Source organism: Actinomyces dentalis DSM 19115 (assembly GCF_000429225.1).
Taxonomy (GTDB): Bacteria; Actinomycetota; Actinomycetes; order Actinomycetales; family Actinomycetaceae; genus Actinomyces; species Actinomyces dentalis.
Genome location: NZ_AUBL01000001.1, coordinates 132019 through 151172, shown reverse-complemented (window position 1 = coordinate 151172; position 19154 = coordinate 132019). Strand labels below are relative to the sequence as shown.

General features: G+C 71.8%; 12 protein-coding genes and 1 tRNA gene. 3 read left to right on the top strand and 10 right to left on the bottom strand.

Annotated elements, in window-relative coordinates; genetic code table 11:
* Positions 1–9: 9 nt before the first annotated feature.
* From G446_RS0100640 to G446_RS15090, 5 genes are all read right to left on the bottom strand, one after another.
* Entirely contained in the window at positions 10–1737 is a 1728-nt protein-coding gene (locus G446_RS0100640; protein WP_156916455.1) for a hypothetical protein, read from the bottom strand.
* Positions 1738–1767: 30 nt separating this feature from the next.
* Positions 1768–3147, bottom strand: a complete 1380-nt coding sequence (locus tag G446_RS0100635) for a serine/threonine protein kinase (RefSeq protein WP_026408662.1) — start codon at positions 3145–3147, stop codon at positions 1768–1770.
* 292 nt (positions 3148–3439) lie between these two features.
* The gene (locus G446_RS0100630) at positions 3440–4948 is read right to left on the bottom strand and encodes a DUF6880 family protein (protein ID WP_026408661.1); all 1509 of its coding nucleotides are present in this window, start codon (positions 4946–4948) and stop codon (positions 3440–3442) included.
* Between the two features lie 149 nt (positions 4949–5097).
* On the bottom strand, positions 5098–6399 hold the full coding sequence (locus G446_RS15095) for a hypothetical protein (RefSeq protein WP_051285505.1): 1302 nt from the start codon (positions 6397–6399) through the stop codon (positions 5098–5100).
* 645 nt (positions 6400–7044) lie between these two features.
* Positions 7045–7575 (bottom strand): helix-turn-helix domain-containing protein, encoded by a 531-nt coding sequence (locus G446_RS15090; RefSeq protein ID WP_156916454.1) that lies wholly within the window; start codon positions 7573–7575, stop codon positions 7045–7047.
* A 226-nt stretch (positions 7576–7801) separates the two neighbouring features.
* Between G446_RS15090 and G446_RS20240 the strand changes: the two genes are divergently transcribed.
* The gene (locus tag G446_RS20240; protein ID WP_169721260.1) at positions 7802–7945 is read left to right on the top strand and encodes a hypothetical protein; all 144 of its coding nucleotides are present in this window, start codon (positions 7802–7804) and stop codon (positions 7943–7945) included.
* A gap of 228 nt (positions 7946–8173) precedes the next feature.
* On the opposite strand, the gene G446_RS0100610 is transcribed toward G446_RS20240, so the two are convergent.
* The 4 genes from G446_RS0100610 to G446_RS0100595 form a co-directional block, all read right to left on the bottom strand.
* Positions 8174–8250, bottom strand: a tRNA-Pro gene (locus G446_RS0100610).
* Positions 8251–8529: 279 nt separating this feature from the next.
* Positions 8530–8886, bottom strand: a complete 357-nt coding sequence (locus tag G446_RS15085; protein WP_051285504.1) for a rhodanese-like domain-containing protein — start codon at positions 8884–8886, stop codon at positions 8530–8532.
* A 105-nt stretch (positions 8887–8991) separates the two neighbouring features.
* On the bottom strand, positions 8992–10653 hold the full coding sequence (gene pgi, locus G446_RS0100600; RefSeq protein WP_026408660.1) for a glucose-6-phosphate isomerase: 1662 nt from the start codon (positions 10651–10653) through the stop codon (positions 8992–8994).
* Between the two features lie 128 nt (positions 10654–10781).
* Positions 10782–12302 (bottom strand): hypothetical protein, encoded by a 1521-nt coding sequence (locus G446_RS0100595; RefSeq protein WP_026408659.1) that lies wholly within the window; start codon positions 12300–12302, stop codon positions 10782–10784.
* A gap of 243 nt (positions 12303–12545) precedes the next feature.
* Between G446_RS0100595 and G446_RS18510 the strand changes: the two genes are divergently transcribed.
* Positions 12546–14180 (top strand): pentapeptide repeat-containing protein, encoded by a 1635-nt coding sequence (locus G446_RS18510; protein ID WP_084778776.1) that lies wholly within the window; start codon positions 12546–12548, stop codon positions 14178–14180.
* Between the two features lie 78 nt (positions 14181–14258).
* Here the strand turns inward: G446_RS18510 and der are convergent, their stop codons facing one another.
* A complete protein-coding gene (der, locus tag G446_RS0100580) occupies positions 14259–16442 on the bottom strand; it encodes a bifunctional cytidylate kinase/GTPase Der (protein ID WP_026408657.1) in 2184 nt (727 codons plus the stop codon).
* 127 nt (positions 16443–16569) lie between these two features.
* On the opposite strand from der, the gene G446_RS0100575 reads away from it, so the two are divergent.
* Positions 16570–19146 (top strand): hypothetical protein, encoded by a 2577-nt coding sequence (locus tag G446_RS0100575; protein ID WP_026408656.1) that lies wholly within the window; start codon positions 16570–16572, stop codon positions 19144–19146.
* Positions 19147–19154: the final 8 nt, after the last annotated feature.

Sequence of the window (19154 nt, the reverse complement as noted above, 5' to 3'; positions counted from 1 at the left end):
TTCCCACGATCACACCCCCAGGGCCGGAGAGATGATGTGCCGAAGGGCCTGGAAGCAACCCGCCTGAGCGCCGTCGGAGGTGTGCTCGCCGCCGTCCTCGGCGATTCGGTAGCGGGCGGCTGTCAGCGCGTAAGTCGGACGCGCGCTCGCGTTCAGCTGGGCCACCGTGTTCTCGGAGATGATGGTGGCCAGCAGGGCGCTGGCCAGTGCGCACGCGGCGACGTCCTGCATCTGGATCCTCTCCCCGGAGACGCCGCGGTTCCAGGATGATGCCGCGGATTCGACGGCGAAGGAATGGGGCTTGAGATTACTGGGATCATTCAAGGAGACCGTATGCGTCACCGCGCCGCCCGGGAGCGTGAACATGTTCACCGCGAGGTTGAACTCCTCCCCCGTCATGACCAGGTTCCAGAACTTCCAGGGGTCTGACAGGTCGGCCAGGAGGGAGGCGGTGGCGTGAATCTGCATGCCCGGGGCCATGCGGAACTTGTCGAAGAATTCCCTGACCTGAGCGCTCGCTATCGGCTGGGAGGCCTCCACCCGGCCGCTCATCCGACTCAGCGCGTTCTTGGCGGAGCGGACGAAGGGGCCCACCTGCTCCTTGGGGATGAGATCGTTCCAGCGACCGATGTCGTACTGTCCGCGGGGGGCGTCCTTTGAGGCGTGCTCGAGGGCGTAACGGATCGCATCGCACTTGGAGATCGCGATAACGGTGAGAGAGGCGTTGTCGGCGTCCTGGACCTCGTGGCTGATGTCCTGAAGGAGCTTCCTGGTGATGGCGCTGGATTCGGCGCGCATCGTCTCGCGCGTCGTCGTCGTCTCGTCGGAGATGGGGCGCAGGGCGAGACTGCGGGTGCCGCCGTCGAGTCTGTTGAAGCACCAGTCCGCCAGAACAGGATCCACGATCGCCAGGATGGTCGCAGAGTCCTCCAGCTGACTGAGATCGTCGTCGGAGTTCACGTACGGGTTGTTCGTCGGGGTGGTCCACTCCCGGGTGGCCTCGCCCGGCAGATCGACGATGGCCAGGTGCTTGGTGAGGGAGGTCCCGCCAGTGGTAAGGGTGATGGGGTAAAGATACGGCGCCCGCAGGTTCGTGCCCCAGTCGTCGGCCAGTTCCTGGGCGTATTCCAGGTCGTCCGCGTACTCGCTCTCGAAGTACCGGAGGAGGATCTCGTCCACGAGGGTGCCGACGAGGACGGTCTCCCTGTCACCGGTGAGGGGATTGCGTCGGCGCACCTCCCGGAGCCTCAGCTCCATTCGGAACAGGTTGAGCAGCGCGGTCCGCAGGGGCTCGGAGTTGGCGGCCGCGGTGGCGACGACCTCATCCGGGTTGTCAATCGGGGAGGCCCCGTAGGGAAGTGGCTTGTGGGAGACGAAGACCCCGACCGGTTCGCGGTCGTTCTGGGGCGCCTGGTCCCAGATCGGGGGATCCAGCTGGAGCAGCCGGTGCAGGAGCTGCGACTTGCCGGATCCGACCGATCCGAGCGTGCAGACCTTATGGGCGGCGCCGACTCCGGGGTCGTCGAGGGCGACGTGCCCGTTGCGGCAGACCGTGTAGGCTTCGACCACCTGCGCCCCGGCGTCGGAGGGGATCGATTCGAACCCGTTCGCCCTCCAGGCCGCGATTCCGCCGGTGTCCTGGTAGGCGCGAACGCCGATCCTGCCATCCGAGTTCTTGAATCTTTCAACGCGCAGAAACGGTCTCCTGCTGGCGCAGAGAGGGCATTCGAGCGGCATGTGTGCCTCCATGAGCGGTCATACGAACTTTCAGAGCAGGTTTGCGAAGATGAAGAGAACGGCGCCGACGACGACTGCCAGGGAGAGCGCGAGGACTCCGAGGAGCAGGATGTTCAGGGACCTGACCCGCGCCGCTGTGCCGGCCCTCGTGCTCCGGATCAGACCTGCTGCGCGGATGGCGAGGGGCATCAGGTCGGAGTTCTCGGTGAGCATCCGCTTCTCCTCGTCGAAGAGATCGAAGGGCGCGATCGCGTTCAACTGATTCTGCCGCCAGATGTTGAATAGTTTGCGTCCACCGCATCGGGAGAAGAACGTGAGGGGCCTGGAGGCGTTGAAAGCGGTGAAGACCTCGCTGCGGCAGCGCAGGCGGATACCGGCGGTGACGGCCTCGAAGCGTTTCTTCGCGGTGTACTGGTGACAGACGTGCTTCAAGACGGCCGCCATCTCCGTCGCCTCGGGGTCGACGGGAGGCTCCGGGCGAGGAGGAATGCCCGGACATTCGCCACCGGGTCCGCCGCCGTTATTCGGAGCCCCCGCGTTCAGAACCCCTTCGAGAGCCGCCAGCATCTCATCCGCCGACTGGTAGCGGCCCCTCTGATCGATGCTGAGGGACCTGCGGATGACGGCGTTGAGCCGGTGGGTGATGCCGTTGTCGGCGCGGTCGCGCAGGAAATCCGACATCGTCTTGTTCTCGATGGACCCCCGGTCGCCGAAGGGCAGCCGTCCGGTCACCATCTGGTACAGGCACACCCCGACGGAGAAGATATCCGACGACTGCCGCAGGAACTTGGTGTTCAGGTGCTCGGGGGAGGCCCACGGCAGCGTGTACGCTATACTTTCACCAAAAGTCCTGGTCGGATCTATGGCGGTCTCGAGGTCGATGAGGACCGCGTGCTCCCAGCCATTGGTCTCCGTGGTGACGATGATGTTGTCGGGCTTGACGTCCCGGTGGATGAAGCTGGCGGACGAAGATCCGTGGAGGAGCTTGAGCGCCTGCAGAACGTCCATCGCGAGTCTGGCGGCCCGCACGGGATCCATGCCATTGGGTCCGCTCATTCTGATGATGTCGCTCAACGGCGTGCCGGCGATGTGACGGGTGACGAGCCAGTCCTTGCCGTCCTTCTCCCTCAGCTCCACGAACCTCGGGAGGTACGGGCTCTGACCGGCGTGCTGGATCACATAGGCCTCGGCCCGGGCGCTCTGCGCCGCATCGTGCTCGGTGGCCTTGATGACCACGGGCTCCTGGTTGCGAACGTCGATGCCATTGATGCTCATGTCCCGCGTCGCGAAGGCGAGATAAACCCTGCCCACCACCTTCTCCAGGATTATTGCGTAGTCGCCGTCGAGCAGGACGCCCCGGGGGTGGATCTCGCCCGCGGGCATCATCGGGTAGGTGGGCATGTCGCCCATGGGCGCGCTCGTCGTCGGGACGCCGTCCCCCGGCCCGATCGGACCGGGCGCAGCCCCCTGAGCGGCCCGAGTGCCGGCGGGAATGACGTCAGTTGAGGAATCTTTGGAGCCGGGCCGATAACTCGGAGGGAGGGCACTGGTCATGAATACTCTCCTAATCAGGTTGAGACAGGGCGCCCTGAAACGTTCCGGCCCTGTAATGGGTGGACCGGCGGGCCCGCGGGCGGTCCGATGATAGCAGTGCCCCGCGACGGCGGGCGGGGAGGCCTCCCTCCCGGGGCCCGCCGAGGGCCTACAGCCCCTCGCGGTCGAACTCCTGGCCCACGGTCGGGCGGCGGCGGTGGGCCTCCCGCAGGCCGCCGACCCAGGCGGTGAAGGCCTCCACGCGCCCGCCGCCGTCGCGCGCATCCGCGGCGGCGGCGATCAGGCGCATGCGCACGGCCCCGGCCGCCGCCCGCCGGGTCGAGGGCCGGCCGGCCTTGAGGAGGGCCCTTTCGATATCGCGGCGGTACAGCTCGATGGCGTCGTCGGGGCGGGGCTGGGGCTGGACGTCGGCGAGGCTCATCCAGGCGAGATCGACGCCCCATCGGTCCGCCGCCGCCCAGGCTCGGTCGACGTCGCCCAGGTGCAGGGCGAGGACGATGGGCGTGTCCCCGGTGCGCCAGTCCCGGCCGTCGACCCAGGTCAGGGCGGAGTCCAGCTCCTCCTCGCGGCGTCCGAGCCGCTCGGCGGTGGCCAGGAGGAAGTCGAGGCTCGCCGGTCCGGGGTCGGAGTGGAACAGATCGCGGGCGAGATCGAGGGCGTCCCCGCTCCGCCCGGCTTCCAGGTAGAGGTCGAGGGCGCGACCGGGGCGGACCCAGTAGGGGTTGTCGGCATCCCGCCACGGGTCGGGGCCGGGGGCGTCGATCCGAGACTCGGCGACGGCCCGATCGAGGCGGGCCAAGGCCTCGTCGCGCCGCCCGGCCGCGACAAGCCGCTCGATAATGGCCGCGTACCGGGGGTGCTCCCCCCGGGAGAGCAGCTCGACGGCGCGATCGACGTCGCCGTCGAGGTCGGCCAGTTCGAGGAGCATGGATCCCAGCTCGAAACCGGGGCGATCGCCCTGCGCCTCCGCCTGCTCCGCAGCGGCGTCGACGGCGCGGCGGTACGCCGCCACCCCCTTGCCCCCCAGGGCGGGGAGGAAGTCGTTCAGGGCGACGTCGGGCCAGCCGGGTGAGGCGAGCCGGAACTTCGCGAGTCGGCGGCCGAGCCTGACGCCGTTGGGCCGGCCCTCGCGACAGGCCCGGGCGTACAGGTCGATGGCGCGCTGGCAGGCGCGGGTGACGTTTCCGCCCGAATCGTCGATGCGGGTTTCGAGCTGCGCGCGCAGGCGGGTCGCGATGTGCAGGAGGGCCGGGGCCGCGCCGTCAGGTCCCCCGCGGTCGGCTGGGAAGGGCTCCAGGCCGTCGAGGAACCTCTCGATGCTGCGCGCGTAGCGGGCGGCCTCGCCGGGGCGGAGGAAGCGCCGGACGACGGTGAGGGAGCGGGCGCTCCGCAGGAGCTCGGCCCCGAGGCCCTTGACGGCGCCCGGGTCGGGGGTCGCCGTGCGCGCCCGGCCGCCCCGGGGCGCGGGGCCGGGGTCGGCCGGGGCGGGCGGTGCGGCGAAGGCCCCGGACGGCGGGGCGGGGACGACGGCGCCGTCCCGGACGTCGTCGAGGACGGCCAGGCCGACCGCGACCATGTGCTCGCAGAAGCCGCGGTCGGAGAAGCGAGGGCAGGTGCACACGCCGGTGATGACGTCGTCGTGCCAGAACAGGTGCACGTCGCAGAGGGCCTCGCCGCCGACCGTCGCGGTCGCGACGGCGCTGGGAGCGGCGCGCCGGGACGGTCGGGCCGCCTGCCGCGGAGCCCGCGTGGCGGCGGGCGGCTCAGGCTCCGAACAGCCCAGAAAAGCGGAGGCCTGTGGGACGACTACTCGTCGTCCCACGACTCTTCCGAGTCGCCGTCCGTCGAATCCTCGGGATCGTCGCCGGATGAATTCTCCGAATCGTTGCTCTCGCCTCCTGCACTAGCAGCCGTATATAAAAAGCCTGCAACTACAACTACAACTGCAACTACAGCCGCCCCCTTTGTCGCGACAGTCTTAACAGTTTCCTTACCCGCCCTCCGCAACTGATTCGGATCGTGGATCGCGTCCTTCCAGCGGATGCGCGCCAGCTCCTTCCAATGGGATTCGCCACCGAGCAACGCATGAAACTCCTCCAACGACCCGTTGACGGCGTTGACCGAGTCGATCACCGAATGCGCCGCGGGAGCGTGCAGTATGATGTTGCTCCTTGCGACGGCGCCGGCCCTGTCGAGGCGCTCCAGGAGGTCCGTCGTCCTTCTGACGGCCTCGTCGCGCTTCTCGTGCAGCGCCTCGTTCAGGCCGATCCGGTGGCCGTCCCAGTGCCGTGTATTGGTGGCGAGGACGTGGTCCAGCTCCAGGATGGCGCGCTCGTTCTCGAGTCGGAAGCACTGTGCGAGGACCGCCAACCACACGCCGACTTCGGACTCGATCTCATTGGTGGTCTTCTTCAGGGAGCGGACTCCGGTCCCGTCGTCGACATCGCCGACCTTATCTGCGAGCGCCTCAATTTTGCGAAGCGCATTCGCCTGAACCTCGGCGATCGTGCCGACTTCATTCTCCACCTTCCTCCAGGCCGTCTCCCGATCGCCTCCGCACTCTCGAATGATCATGGCCTCACTGATGACGGAGACGGCGCGGTCCATCTTGGCGAGGATTCGGTCCCTCTGCCCGCGTCGTAAGTCGTCGAGCTTGCCGTCAATGGATACGAGAAGCTCCTTGAGCGCCTTCACCTCCTGCTGCCGTGCGATCTGAGCCATGATCCCGGCGACTCCGGAGAGGACCGCGGGGTTCATGAGGAGTGAAGCGGGACCGTCCTCGATCTGAATCCACTTGCTGATCGAGCCCGGTTCTCCGATCATCGCGTGGCTGATGCCCCTGACGCTCGTCGGCATGAGTCCGAATCGTCTGACGTCTTCGGCCGACTCTTTCGTCAGTCTCACGTATCGTCCCGTATTCGCGGAGATATCGGAAACAAATTCTGCGATCTTCGATCCGGTTTCCAATGCGGGTCCGAGTCGCTCCAGGTGGAACTCCTGGGATTGAGTCCGCAGTCCCTCCGAGTCGAGAAAGCGCTTCACGGCAGTCGGATCGCCGAGCACCGCAAGCCCCTCCCCGTCGCAGATCAACTCGATCTCATCTGTCATGGGTCATCCCCTTCCGCCGTCTTCCCGATCATGATTGATTTGGCGCCACTGAGCGCCCTCACGAGAGTCGGGACGAGTGCGGCCAGTGTACTCGCGCAGGCCTTCGTTCATCATGCGGCACGAGAGCATGTGCGCTATGAGACACTTCGTCCGCGCATCGCGGTCGAAGGGCGCCGTGGCCCGGCCGTCCCGGCGGTCGGACGAGAACTCGAACGGACAGTCGATGAGCGCTCCGATTCCGACTGATGCGAGGCGCCGCTCGAACGAGTCTCGTCTGACGTCGGATCGTGAACCGCGAGGCCGAACCGGGCCTCCCGTTAGGAGCGCGAATGGTGTATACTGATGCACTCGTAAGCGGAGACCGGGATAAGCGAAGTGGTCACGTGCATTCACCTGCGAACCAACCATCGGCTCAAAGCGCGAGCCAATCTCCCCCCTGCGCCGACACCCTGCGCGAGGCGGAGGCGGAGCCCGCAGTCAGGGTTGCCGACCTCGATGAGATGATGACGCTCATCGACAATGCGTGAAATCGTCTACCGGCCCGCTTTCCTGTGCAACATCAACTGGCAATCGTCGGCAGGCCGACCGGCGTGGACGCGGCCAACCCGTGCCGGAGGTCGTGCGTCCCGCCGGCCATCGGCCGTCTCACCGGCGCAGCGCCGAGGCGGGCAGCGCCCAGTTGCGGCCGATCTTGCGGCCGGGCAGGGTTCCAGCGGCGAGGCGCTCGCGCACGGCCTGAGGGGTGACCCCCAGGACGCCGGCGGCCTCGGTGACGCCGATCAGGTCGTCCCCGTTCGTCGTTCTCCCCAGGCGGCGGTCCCAGGCGGCGGTGGGCACGATCTCCAGGCCGTGAAGAACGCCCAGGGGTGCGGCGACGGCGCGGACGGTGGTGATGGCCTGCGACAGGGACGCGGCGGGAAGGGTGATGACCACCTCCCGGGCCCCGGGCACCAGGTCCGAGGGGCCGACGGCGGGGTGGTAGTCGACCAGGCGGTCGACGAGCTCGTCGTCGTCAACGCCGTCGGCCGGGGTGAAGGTGAGGGCGGCGCCTTGACGATCACCATGGCCTGGGCCACGCCCCGGGTCAACATCTGGCTCGCCGTAGTCGCCTGGGCCTGCTGGGTCAGCTCCTTGATCATCAGCACCATCAGCTGGGTCCGTCGCGACCGCCTCCACCGCTCGCGACCGTCCACTGCCTCTCCGTCGCGGACGTCGCCCACCGCCTCGGCCTCCCTCCCAACACCATCCGCGCCCACGCCGATGACCCCCGCCGCCGCGTCGGGATCGTGTCGACGCCCCCGCAGCCCATGCCATAGGCTTGGCGGGCCTTCTCCGGCACCTCCCCCCGGATCACCCGCTGTCCTTGCCGGGGAGGTGAGGAGCCAGGGAGGAGGTGAGGGCCGTGACCAAGCCCAAGGGCCGTCACGCCAAGGTCCGCAGGGACAGGGGAACGGCCCGGAAGGTGAGCGAGATCATCAACGCTATCGCTCGCCTGATCCGGGCCGTCGCCGTCCTTGTGGATGCCCTCCGCGGTTGGTTCTTCTAGAACTGCCGCATCGGGGACCCATCCGGTTGCCGCCGGGTGGGTCCCCACCATTATGCCCCTCGGGGGCCGCCCGTGTCCACAGTCCGACGAGACTCCGGGGATGCCCGCGAAGGGCGCCCGGTGCCTCACGTGGGACTGCCCGCGAAAACCGCGGGGCCGTGGCGGGCGCCGGCCGAACTGCGTGACTCCAACGAGAAACGGCCTCCGTCTGTGACGGCGGCCACTGAATGGTCGGGCTGGCGGGATTTGAACCCACGACCCCTTGACCCCCAGTCAAGTGCGCTACCAAACTGCGCCACAGCCCGTCGCCTCACGGCGCGGGGCCGCTCGGAACGAGTAGAACCCTAGCCCATGAGCGGGCCCCGTCCGAAATCTACGGACGGTGACCCCGCTCACCGTGGCCGCCCGCGCCCCGGCCTCCGCGGCCCCGCTCGAAGCGGGGAATGGCGCCCCGGGAGGATCGTTCCGCCCCGCACCCGGCGCCACTGCCGCACAAACCGCGGAATCACGCGGAAACCGCCGGACGCATCCGGGGTGCTGGTCCGAACGATCCTCCCGGGACGCCAGAACCGGGCCCGATGAGGCTACGACCGGTCCCGCGGGGGCGGCGAGGACGCGGGCGGGGCGGCGGGAGCGCTCTTGTTCCAGGCCTTCATGCCGCCGGTGAGGTTCACCAGCTCACCGGTGAAGCCCGCCCTGCGCAGCGCCTTGATGGCCCGCTTCGAACGGACCCCGGCGGCGCAGTGGACGATCGTCACCCGCGCCGGGTCCAACTCCCCCATGCGACTCACGACCTCGCCCAGCGGGATCCGCTGGGAGCCCTCAATGGCGTCGGCCGCGACCTCGTCCGGCTCGCGCACGTCCAGCAGGGTGAAGCTCCGCCCCGCCTGCTCCCCCGCTGCCAGGCGCGCACGCACCTCCGACGCGGTGATCTCCTCCATCGCCGTCACCTCTTCCCGCTTCCGTCGTTTCCACTGCATCCGACGTCTCCCCGGCCGGCCGCCGGGCCGGCCCGATCGGAGTGCGACCGGGCCGGGCCGGCCCGGTCAGGCCCCGTAGCGCAGCGCCCGGTAGCGGCCGATGAGCCCGCGGGTGGAGGCGTCCTGGGCCTCCAGCGCGGCGGCGTCGCCCCCGACGGCCGGGGCGATCTGCAGGGCGAGCTTCTTGCCCAGCTCCACGCCCCACTGGTCGAAGGAGTCGATGCCCCACACGATGCCCTGGGTGAAGGTGATGTGCTCGTACAGGGCGATGAGCTGGCCCACCACGCTCGGCGTGAGCGCCGGGGCCAGGATCGACGTCGTCGGCCGGTTGCCGGAGAAGACGCGGGCGGGCACGATCTCCTCGGCCGTGCCCTCCGCGCGCACCTCCTCCTCGGTCTTGCCGAAGGCCAGCGCCGCCGTCTGGGCCAGGTAGTTGGACAGGAACAGCTCGTGGACGTCCGCACCGCCGTCCTCGGCGGGGTGGGCCGGGTCCGCCACCGCGATGAAGTCCGCGGGGATGAGCCTGGTGCCCTGGTGGATGAGCTGGTAGAAGGCGTGCTGGCCGTTCGTGCCCGGCTCGCCCCAGAAGATCTCGCCGGTGTCGGTGGTCACGGGCGTGCCGTCCCAGCGCACGGACTTGCCGTTGGACTCCATGGTCAGCTGCTGGAGGTAGGCCGGGAAGCGGTGCAGGTCCTGGGCGTAGGGCAGCACGGCGTGCGAGGCGGCCCCGTAGAAGTTGGTGTACCAGACGTTGAGCAGGCCCATGAGCATGGGGACGTTCTGGGCCGGGGCCCTGGTGGCGAAGTGCTCGTCGACGGCGTGGAACCCGCTCAGGAACTGCTGGAAGTTCTCCGGGCCGATGGTCACGGCCAGCACCGTGCCCACGGCGGAGTCCACCGAGTAGCGCCCGCCCACCCAGCTCCAGAAGCCGAAGGCGTTGGCCGGGTCGATGCCGAAGGCCTCGACCTTGTCCAGGGCGGTGGACACGGCCACGAAGTGCTTGGCGATGGCGCCCTCGGCGTCGATGCCCCGCGCCTTGAGCGCGCCGAGGAACCAGTCGCGGGCCATGCGGGCGTTGGTGAGGGTCTCCAGGGTGGTGAAGGTCTTGGAGGCGATGATGAACAGCGTCGTCTCCGGGTCGAGGTCCGCCACCTTCTCCGCGCAGTCGGTGGGGTCGATATTGGAGATGAAGCGGGCGGACAGGCCCTCGGCGACGTAGGACTTGAGGGCCTCGTAGACCATGACGGGGCCCAGGTCGGACCCGCCGATGCCGATGTTGACCACCGTCTTGATGGGCTTTCCGGTGATGCCGGTCCACTGCCCCGAGCGCACGCGCCGGGCGAAGGCGTAGATCTTCTCCAGGACCTCGTGGACGTCGGCGACGACGTCCTGGCCGTCCACGGTGAGAGCGTCGCCGGCGGGGCGGCGCAGGGCGGTGTGCAGGACGGCGCGGTCCTCGGTGATGTTGATGTGCTCGCCGGCGAACATGGCGTCGCGGCGGCCGGGGACGTCGACGGCCTCGGCCAGCTGGGCGAGGGCGTCGCGCACCTCGTCGGTGAGGAAGTTCTTGGACAGGTCGACGAACAGGTCGCCCACCTCGTAGGAGAAGCGCTCGGCGCGGCCGGGATCCTCGGCGAACCAGGCGCGCAGATCGGGGTTCAAGGACTCGTGGAGGGCGGTGAGAGCGGACCAGGCGGGTGTGGTGGTGGGGTCAACGGGCTTGATCATGACGCCAGTCTAAACGGGAGGGGTCCCGGCGGGGAGGCGGTTCCTCCACGACGACGGCGGCGGACCGTCCGCCGCGCCCCCGGCCCACCGCCGCACGGCGGCAAGGGGCGGCAAGTGGCCGGAAGGCCCTACAGCCCCGCCCGCCTCAGTTCATCGTGCACGGTGGGGCGGTGCCGGCAGCTGTCGCGCAGATTGTCCAACCAGACCCGGAAGTGCTTCGTGTACGCGCCATCCCGCCGCCCCGCTCCGGCGTCCCCGACGGCGCCCCCGCCCTCATCCGCCGGGCCCGCGCCCGCGTCGGCGGTCTCGGCCGCGACGGCCTCATCGGCGGCCGCGGCGATATCGCGCAGCCGCACGGCGAACTGCGCGATCCTCTGCGACGTCTCCCTGCCGGAGCGCCGCCCCAGCGTCCGCGTCACCGCCTCCTCGTACAGGCGCATCGCGTCCGCGGGCCGGGGCTGGGGCGCGGCGTCGGCCAGCCTTTGCCAGGCGTCGTCGGCGCCCCACCGGTCGGCGGCCCGCCAGGCGCGCTCGACGTCGCCCTCGTGCAGCGCCAGGGCGATGGGGATGTCCGCGTCGCGCCAGTTGCGCCCGTCGATCCACGCCAGCGCCGCCTCGCGCTCCCGGTCCCGGCGGCCTAGGCGCTCCGCGGTGTCCAGGAGCAGGTCGTAGGCGGCCGTGCCGGGGTCCTCCCGCAGCAGCCGGTGCGCCAGCTCCACGGCGTCGTCGGGCCGTCCGGCCCCGATGTACAGGTCGATCGCCCGCGGCGCGTCCAGGCGCCTTCTGACGATGTCCGTGTCCTCCGGCCGGTCCCAGAAACTCCTCCCCACGCTCTCGGCGGCGACGGCGCGGTCGAGCCAGGCCATCGCCTCGTCCCGCCGCCCCGCCGCCAGCAGCCGCTCGACGATCGAGGCGTACCAGGGGCCGGTGGTCTCCTCGGCCAGGAGCTCCACGGCCCGGTCGACGTCCCCGTCCGCATCGGCCAGCTCCACCTGGAGCACGAGCCGCGCGGAGGTCGGCGGCGCGGCCTCGACGGCCTCCCGGTAGACGGCGAGCCCCTCCTCCCCCAGCGCCGGAAGGAAATCGGTCAGGGCCAGTTCCGGGCAGCTCAGGACCTCCAGCCGGAACTGCGCCAGCCAGGCCGCCAGTGCGCCGGCGTCGGGCCGGCCCTCGCGGCAGGCGCGCGCGTACAGCTCCGCGGCCCGGTCGCAGGCCCGCTCCATGAGCCCGTCGCGGTCGCCCCGGCCCTCGTACAGGTCCGGGCGCAGGCGCGTGATGATCATGCGCAGCGGTGGGGCGGCGGCGTCGGCCTCGCCGTCGCCGATCAGGGTCTCCAGCTCGTCGAGGAAGTCGAGGATGTCGGCGGCGTAGCCGTTGTCCGTGTACTCCCCGTACTCGAAGTCGTAGGATTCGTAGTCCTCGTAGCCCTTGGGCGCGGCCAGCAGGGCGGCGGCCCGGCGGACCGGGTCCTCGCCCGCCCCGCCCCGGCGCTCCCCGGCCAGCTCCGCGACGGCCTCCAGGGTGCGGCGCACCGTCTCGGAGCACTCGGCCAGCGTGAGCACCAGCTCGTGCAGCTCGGAGCGGTTCAGGCCGTCCAGGTAGGCCTGCACCGCGGGGTCCGGCCCGTCTTCGCCGATCACGACCTTCATCGCACCGTCCTCCTCGACTGTCCCGGCGCTCCGCTGCACCCGAAATCCGCCGCCCGCCGGGGCGACCGGGCCGGCGACGGCTACAGTCTACGGGGTCAGCCCCGTGCCGCGCCCGCGCGGCCGCGACCCGCAAGGAGCCCCATGGTCCCCGCCGAGCCCGCCCTCACCACGGCCGACGCCGTGCGCGCCGCCCTGGCCGGGTTGTCCGACGACTCCAGGGCGGAGCAGTGAGAGGAAGCCCAGATGTCTGAGACGACCGGTACGAGGAAGCCTCGCCGCGGGTTCCTGCGCGCCGTGACACGCCGGTTCGGTACGTGGCCCTTGTTCGGCGTCATCCTCGTATGGGTGGTGCTCGCCCTCGTCGTGTTCACCGTCCTGGGGTGGCTGTGGGGTGAGGGCCCGCTCTGGTCCTGGCAGCGGTGGCTGACGAACTGGCGCGGCGCCGGCGCGGGGGCGGATTCGCTCGACCTCGTCAAGGTGTCCCTGACCACCATCGGAGGCATTGGAGGCACTGGCTATCTCGTCATCAAGTACCGCGAGCGGGCCAGCGCCGAGCGCGCCGACGCCGAGCAGAGGCTGCTCAGCGGAGTGCAGCAGCTGGGAAGCGGGTCACCACAGGTGAGGATCGCCGGAGTCTACTCCCTCGCCGACGTGGCGGACACCTACCGCGGGGAGTACCGCCAGCGCGTGGTGAGCATCCTGTGCGGGTACCTGCGAACGCAGCGCGGTGAGTGGAGGACCATCGTCAACGAGCAGGACGGACCGGAGCAGTCCAGCGAGGAGAAGGTCTACGTGAGCCACGACGGCGCCGTCGAGTCGACGGTGCTGGAGGTGCTCGTCAGGCACCTGCGCAAGTGCTGCGAGAAGACGGAGCACCGCGAGGCGGTCACCCAGCTGGTCGAGGACGACCAGCTCTGGTGCGACTGCACCATCGACCTTTACGACGCCGTTATCACCGAGATCGCCGACTTCCGGGGCGCGACCTTCAACCGCTACGCCGACTTCCGGGGCGCGACCTTCACCAACGACGTCCACTTCGGGGGCGCGACCTTCAACAACAACGCCGACTTCCAGGGCGCGACCTTCAACAACAACGCCAACTTCCAGGGCGCGACCTTCAACAACAACGCCAACTTCTGGCGCGCGACCTTCAACAACAACGCCAACTTCCAGGGCGCGACCTTCACCAACAACGCCAACTTCCAGGGCGCGACCTTCACCAACAACGCCAACTTCCGGGGCGCGACCTTCAACCGCGACGCCGACTTCTGGGGCGCGACCTTCACCAACGACGTCTACTTCGGGGGCGCGACCTTCAACCGCGACGCCAACTTCCAGGACGCGACCTTCACCAACGACGTCTACTTCGGGGGCGCGACCTTCACCAACAACGCCAACTTCCGGGGCGCGACCTTCACCAACGACGTCTACTTCGGGGGCGCGACCTTCAACAACGACGCCGACTTCGGGGGCGCGACCTTCAACCGCGACGCCAACTTCCGGGGCGCGACCTTCAACCGCTACGCCGACTTCCGGGGCGCGACCTTCACCAACAACGCCAACTTCCGGGGCGCGACCTTCAACCGCGACGCCTACTTCCGGGGCGCGACCTTCAACCGCGACGCCTACTTCCGGGGCGCGACCTTCACCAACAACGCCAACTTCCGGGGCGCGACCTTCACCAACAACGCCGACTTCGAGCGCGCGACCTTCACCAACGACGCCAACTTCCAAGGCGCGACCTTCAGCAGGTCGGCACCACCGAGGGGTCTTCCACCTGAGCAGGTCGATGAGGACGGTCTGCCGCACGGTGCCCGGTGGGCCGACGCCGATGACGAGGGCCTCGAGGCCGGCTCCCCTGATGACGCCCCCCGCTGAGGGCACGGGCCCCGGTTCCGCCGGTTCCGCTGCCTCGTGACCGCCGGGAACCGCTGACCGCGCGGCAACGGCGGCGCCTCACCGCCGCTCGCGCTTCTCGCGCGCGCGCACCGAGATCTGGATGGGCGAGCCGGCGAAGCCGAAGTCCTCGCGCAGGCGGCGCTCGATGAAGCGCCGGTAGCCGGCGTCGAGGAACCCGGTGGTGAAGATGACGATCCGCGGGGGCGCCGTCTGCGCCTGGGTGGCGAAGAGGATGCGCGGCTGCCTGCCGCCGCGCAGCGGGTGGGGCGTGGCCGACTGGAGCTCGCCGAGGAAGGCGTTGAGGCGACCGGTGGGCACGCGGGTGGTCCACCCGTCCAGGGCCGCGTCCAGGGCGCGGGTGAGCCGGTTGGTGTGCCAGCCGGTGCGGGCGGCCAGGTTGATGCGCGGCGCCCAGGCGACGTGCGCCAGGTCGCGCTCGGCCTCCCGGGCGAGCGCGGCGCGGCGGTCCTCGTCGACCAGGTCCCACTTGTTGTTGACCAGGACCAGCGCCCGCCCGGCGTCGACCACCTGCTGGATGATCCGCACGTCCTGCTCGGTGACCGGCTCGGAGGCGTCCAGGAGCACGACGGCGACCTCCGCCTTGTCGATCGCCCCCTGGGTGCGCAGCACGGCGTAGTAGTCGGCGCCCCGCACCTGCCTGATCCGGCGGCGGATGCCGGCGGTGTCCACGAACACCCACCGGCGCCCGTCGAGCTCGATGATCTCGTCGACGGGGTCGCGGGTGGTGCCGGCGGTCTCGTCGACGACGACCCGCTGCGAGCCGGCGATGGAGTTGAGCAGCGAGGACTTGCCGACATTGGGCCGGCCCACCAGCGCCACCCGGTGGAGGGACCCCTCCGCCGGCGCGGGCCCGGCGACGGCGGACACCTCGGGCAGGACCTTCATGACGGCGTCGAGCACGTCGCCGGACCCCCGCCCGTGGAGGGCCGAGATCGGGTGGGGCTCGCCCAGGCCCAGGCCCCACAGGGCCGCGGCGTCGCCCTCCTGGGCCGGGGAGTCGACCTTGTTGGCGGCCAGCACCACCGGCTTGCCCGAGCGGCGCAGCACGCGCACGATCCGGGCGTCGGTCTCGGTCACGCCCACCCGGGCGTCGACGACGAGCAGCACCGCGTCGGCCAGCCCGATGGCGGCCTCCGCCTGGGCGGCCACGGCCGAGTCGAGGCCGGCGACGTCGACCTCCCAGCCGCCGGTGTCGACGATGGTGAAGCGGCGCCCGGCCCACTCGGCCGGGTAGGAGACGCGGTCGCGCGTCACCCCCGGCGTGTCCTGGACGACGGCGGCGCGGCGCCCCAGCACCCGGTTGACCAGGGTGGACTTGCCGACATTGGGCCGCCCGACGACGGCCAGGACGGGCGCCCCGGCCTCCGGCTCCTCGCGGGGGGCGGCCCTCCGCCCGCCGGCGAGCAGGGCCAGGTCCTCCTCGTCGAGCTCGTAGTCGGCCAGGCCGGCGCGCAGGGCCTCGGCCCGCCGCTCGTCCTGGGCCTCGTCCCCCTCGTCCCCGTCCCCGCCGGGCGCGGCGACCCGCTCCTGCGCCGCCCGCACCAGGGCGGTGACGCGCTCGACGGTCTCCTCCAGGCCCATGTCGCTGGTGTCGACCAGGGTGACGCCCTCGGGGGCGGTGAGGAACTGGGAGACGGTGGCGTCGTCGCGGTCGCGGCGCACCACCTGGTCGCGCAGGGCGGCGGCGTCCACGCTCTTGCCGGCCGCCTCCAGGTCGGCGGCGCGGCGGGCCAGGCGCGCCGCCTCGGAGGCGGTCAGCAGCAGGCGCACGTCGGCGTCGGGGGCGATGACGGTGGTGATGTCGCGCCCCTCCGCCACAATGCCGGCCCCGCCGGAGAAGTCGGCGTCGTCGCCGGCCTCGGCGCGGATGATCTCGCGCTGGAGGCGGGCGAGCTCGGCGCGCACCTCCAGGTTCGTGGCCACCGTCGAGACGACGGCGGCGATGTGGGGCTCGCGGATGGCCGCGGCGATGTCGACGCCGTCGCAGACCACGCCGGGCGAGCGCGGGTCCAGACCCATGTCCAGGGGCATGGCCCGCACGGCCCCGGCCACGGCCGCGGCGTCGCCCAGGTCCACGCCGCGGCGCTCGCACCACCAGGCGGCGGCGCGGTACATGGCGCCGGTGTCGAGGTAGGCCAGGCCCAGCCCGGCGGCCACGCGCCGCGAGACGGTGGACTTGCCCGAGCCGCTCGGCCCGTCGATGGCGACGACGATTCCCATTGCTTCCTCCAGCCCTTCCGGCCCTCGATCGACCCAAGGGTCCCACACGCGCCCGCCGGTATCGCGCGGGCGCCCCATGAGATCGCGCACGGGATTCGTGTCGCGCGCCCCCGCTAGCCTGCACCGCATGAGCCCGGCCGCCGCCCCCGACGCCCTCCCCCTCCTGGACGCCTACCGCGCCGACCACGACGTCGCCGCCCTCGTCGCCCGCCTGGAGGGCCTCGACGCCGCGGGCTCGCTCCTGACGACGGCGGCCCCGGGCGCGGTCCTGTCCGTCCTGCGCCCCCAGGAGGACCTGTGGTGGTCGCCCCTGCCCCTCGTCGTGGCCTGCCACCTGCCGTCGACCCCGGCGCAGGTCGCGGGCCGGCTCGCCGACGCGTTCCTCACGGGCGCCGACGGGGACCTGGTCGGGGCCTACGCGCGAAGGCGGATGGAGGGGCGCGGGAGGGAGTGGTGCGCCGAGCTGGTCGGGCGCGTCACCGCCCGCAGCGGCTGGAACGCGACGATCTGGCCCCTCCTGCACCGCCTCGTCCTGGCCCACGACCTGGAGCCGCCGGACTCGCCGGAGTACTGGCGGGCCTGGTGCGCCGCCTCGGCGCGGCCGCGCCCCGGGGCGCGCTGGGCGCAGTGCTTCGTCGCGGCCTGCGCGGCCCCGGGGGCGCTCGGCGAGCCCGCCGCCGACCCCGACGGCCCGCAGGCCCCACACCTTTCCCGGGACCGGCGGCGCGCAGCGGCCGAGCAGACCGTGCGCTGCGCCATGGCCGGGCTCAGGCGGGCCGAGGACGTCGACGACGACGCCCTGACGGGCGCCCTGGTGGGCGTCTTCGAGCGCGGCGACCGGCCCGGCGTGCAGCGCGCCGCCCTGGCCTGGCTGCGGGCCCTCGACCTCGAGGACCGCCTGGCCCTCCACCGCGACAGGCTCATCGGCGCCCTGCCCCAGGCCCACTCCTCGGTCGTGATCCGGCTGTGCCCGCGGCTGCTGGAGGCGGGGCCGGACGACGAGGCGCTGACGTCCCTGGCCCTGACCGTCCTGGCGCGCCCCGAGCGCACCGCGCGCAGAATGGTGCTGCGGGCCCTGACCGGCCTGGACTCCCCCGGCCAGGAGCTGGTCGAGCAGGTCCGCGAGCTCGTCGCCGAGCCCGATGTGACCACCGCCCGGCTCGCCTCCCGCCTGCTGTCCGCGTGGGCCGAATCCGGAGCCGCGCCGGAGCGCGCCGGCCGCGGCGCCGGGCCCGCCCCGCTGGGCCTGTGGCGGGAGCCCGAGCCGCGCCCTCCCGCCGAGCTGGCCTGGTCCGCCCCGCTCATCGCCGCCGACCCGCCCTGGCTGTCCGGCCTCCTGGGCAGCGACCGGATGCTCATCGAGGCGGACCGGCCGTCGGAGGCCGCGGAGAGGCTCTACGCCCAGCTCGTCGCCGTCGGCTTCGACCTCGGCGCCGCATCCGTGGCCCGCACCGTCCTGTCCCGGGCCCCCGCCGGCGGCTTCCTGCAGGGCCTCCCCCTGCTCAGATGGGCCCGCAGCGCCGCCCGGGGGCGCCCCTTCAGACGGGGACCGGGCGGGTGGTGGGACGACCTGGACACCGCCCGCGCCGTCGAGGCGCTGAACGCCGTGGGGCGCGTCCCCTGCCTGCTGTCGACCCCCACCCACGGGGCGTGGCGCCTGAGCTGGCCCGCCTTCGTCGAACGGGTGCGGGCCCACGAGCGGGCGGGGGCCGCGCCGGGCCGGTGCGACCTCCTGTCCGCCCTCGACCGGCTCGATCGCGTCGAGGCGGAGGACCTGGGGCGCCTGCCCGACCTGCCCGTCGCCGGCACCGGGACGGGGCTGCTCGCCGCCCTGCGCGTGCGCGCCCTGGCGAACCCGGGCGGAGGGTCGTTCGAGCTGCGGGAGGGCCGCGCCCCCGGCTCGCCGCGCGTCCCCCGGGTACGGGGCGACGAGCCCGCCTGCCTGGACCTGCTCGGCCTGCGGCGGGCCTGGAGGCGCCGGGGCTCGGACTGGTTCTCGGGCCATCCGGCCCTCAGCGCGGGCCTCCTGCCCACCCGCACCCTGCGCCCCGCCGCCATGATGCTCCGCCGCCACCTCACCGGTCACCGCCAGTCGCCCGGCAGCTGCGCCATGCTCATCGGCTCCGCCCGCCGGGTCCACCCGGCCCTGGTCCTGCTCGCCCTCCACGTCCTGCCCGGCGCCGACGCCGCGGAGCGCGAGGAGCTGGCCTCCGCGCTCCTGGGCGCCTGGGAGGACGGCAGGCTCCGCCCCGACGCCCTCGTCGAGGCCTGGCGGGGGCCGTGGCGCGACGACGACGCGCCCCTCGACGCGCCCGCCGCCGGCGCCCTCCTCGTCGCCGTCGCCCGGGCGGGCGCGCTGGCCCTGGTCTGGCCCGCGCTGCGCCTGGTCGCCGAGGACCTGGCGGCCACGAGCCCCATGACGGCGAGCGCCTCGGCGGTGCTGGAGTCCCTCACGGGGCTGCTTCCCGACGTGATCGACGCCCGCCGCCGGGGCGCGGCGGGGGCCGAGACGCGCATGCCCGCGATCCGGCGCCTGGCCGCGGGCGGCGGCGGCAACCGGGCGGTCCGCTCGGCCCGGGTGCTCGTCGGCCTGCTCGACGACCGGCCCGACGGGGGCCTGCCGGACCCGACGCCGGGGGCGGCTCAGGGCTCCTCGGGCATGTGCGCCGGCTCGGCGGAGGCCATGCGATCGTCCGTCCAGTAGGAGGCGAC

What these genes read in the sequence shown, in the direction of transcription:
- G446_RS0100640 (WP_156916455.1), bottom strand. Translation starts at nt 1,737, where the DNA reads ATGCCGCTCGAATGCCCTCTCTGCGCCAGCAGGAGACCGTTTCTGCGC.
- G446_RS0100635 (WP_026408662.1), bottom strand. Translation starts at nt 3,147, where the DNA reads ATGGGCGACATGCCCACCTACCCGATGATGCCCGCGGGCGAGATCCAC.
- G446_RS15095 (WP_051285505.1), bottom strand. Translation starts at nt 6,399, where the DNA reads ATGACAGATGAGATCGAGTTGATCTGCGACGGGGAGGGGCTTGCGGTG.
- G446_RS15085 (WP_051285504.1), bottom strand. Translation starts at nt 8,886, where the DNA reads ATGGAGGAGATCACCGCGTCGGAGGTGCGTGCGCGCCTGGCAGCGGGG.
- pgi (WP_026408660.1), bottom strand. Translation starts at nt 10,653, where the DNA reads ATGATCAAGCCCGTTGACCCCACCACCACACCCGCCTGGTCCGCTCTC.
- G446_RS0100595 (WP_026408659.1), bottom strand. Translation starts at nt 12,302, where the DNA reads ATGAAGGTCGTGATCGGCGAAGACGGGCCGGACCCCGCGGTGCAGGCC.
- G446_RS18510 (WP_084778776.1), top strand. Translation starts at nt 12,546, where the DNA reads ATGTCTGAGACGACCGGTACGAGGAAGCCTCGCCGCGGGTTCCTGCGC.
- der (WP_026408657.1), bottom strand. Translation starts at nt 16,442, where the DNA reads ATGGGAATCGTCGTCGCCATCGACGGGCCGAGCGGCTCGGGCAAGTCC.
- G446_RS0100575 (WP_026408656.1), top strand. Translation starts at nt 16,570, where the DNA reads ATGAGCCCGGCCGCCGCCCCCGACGCCCTCCCCCTCCTGGACGCCTAC.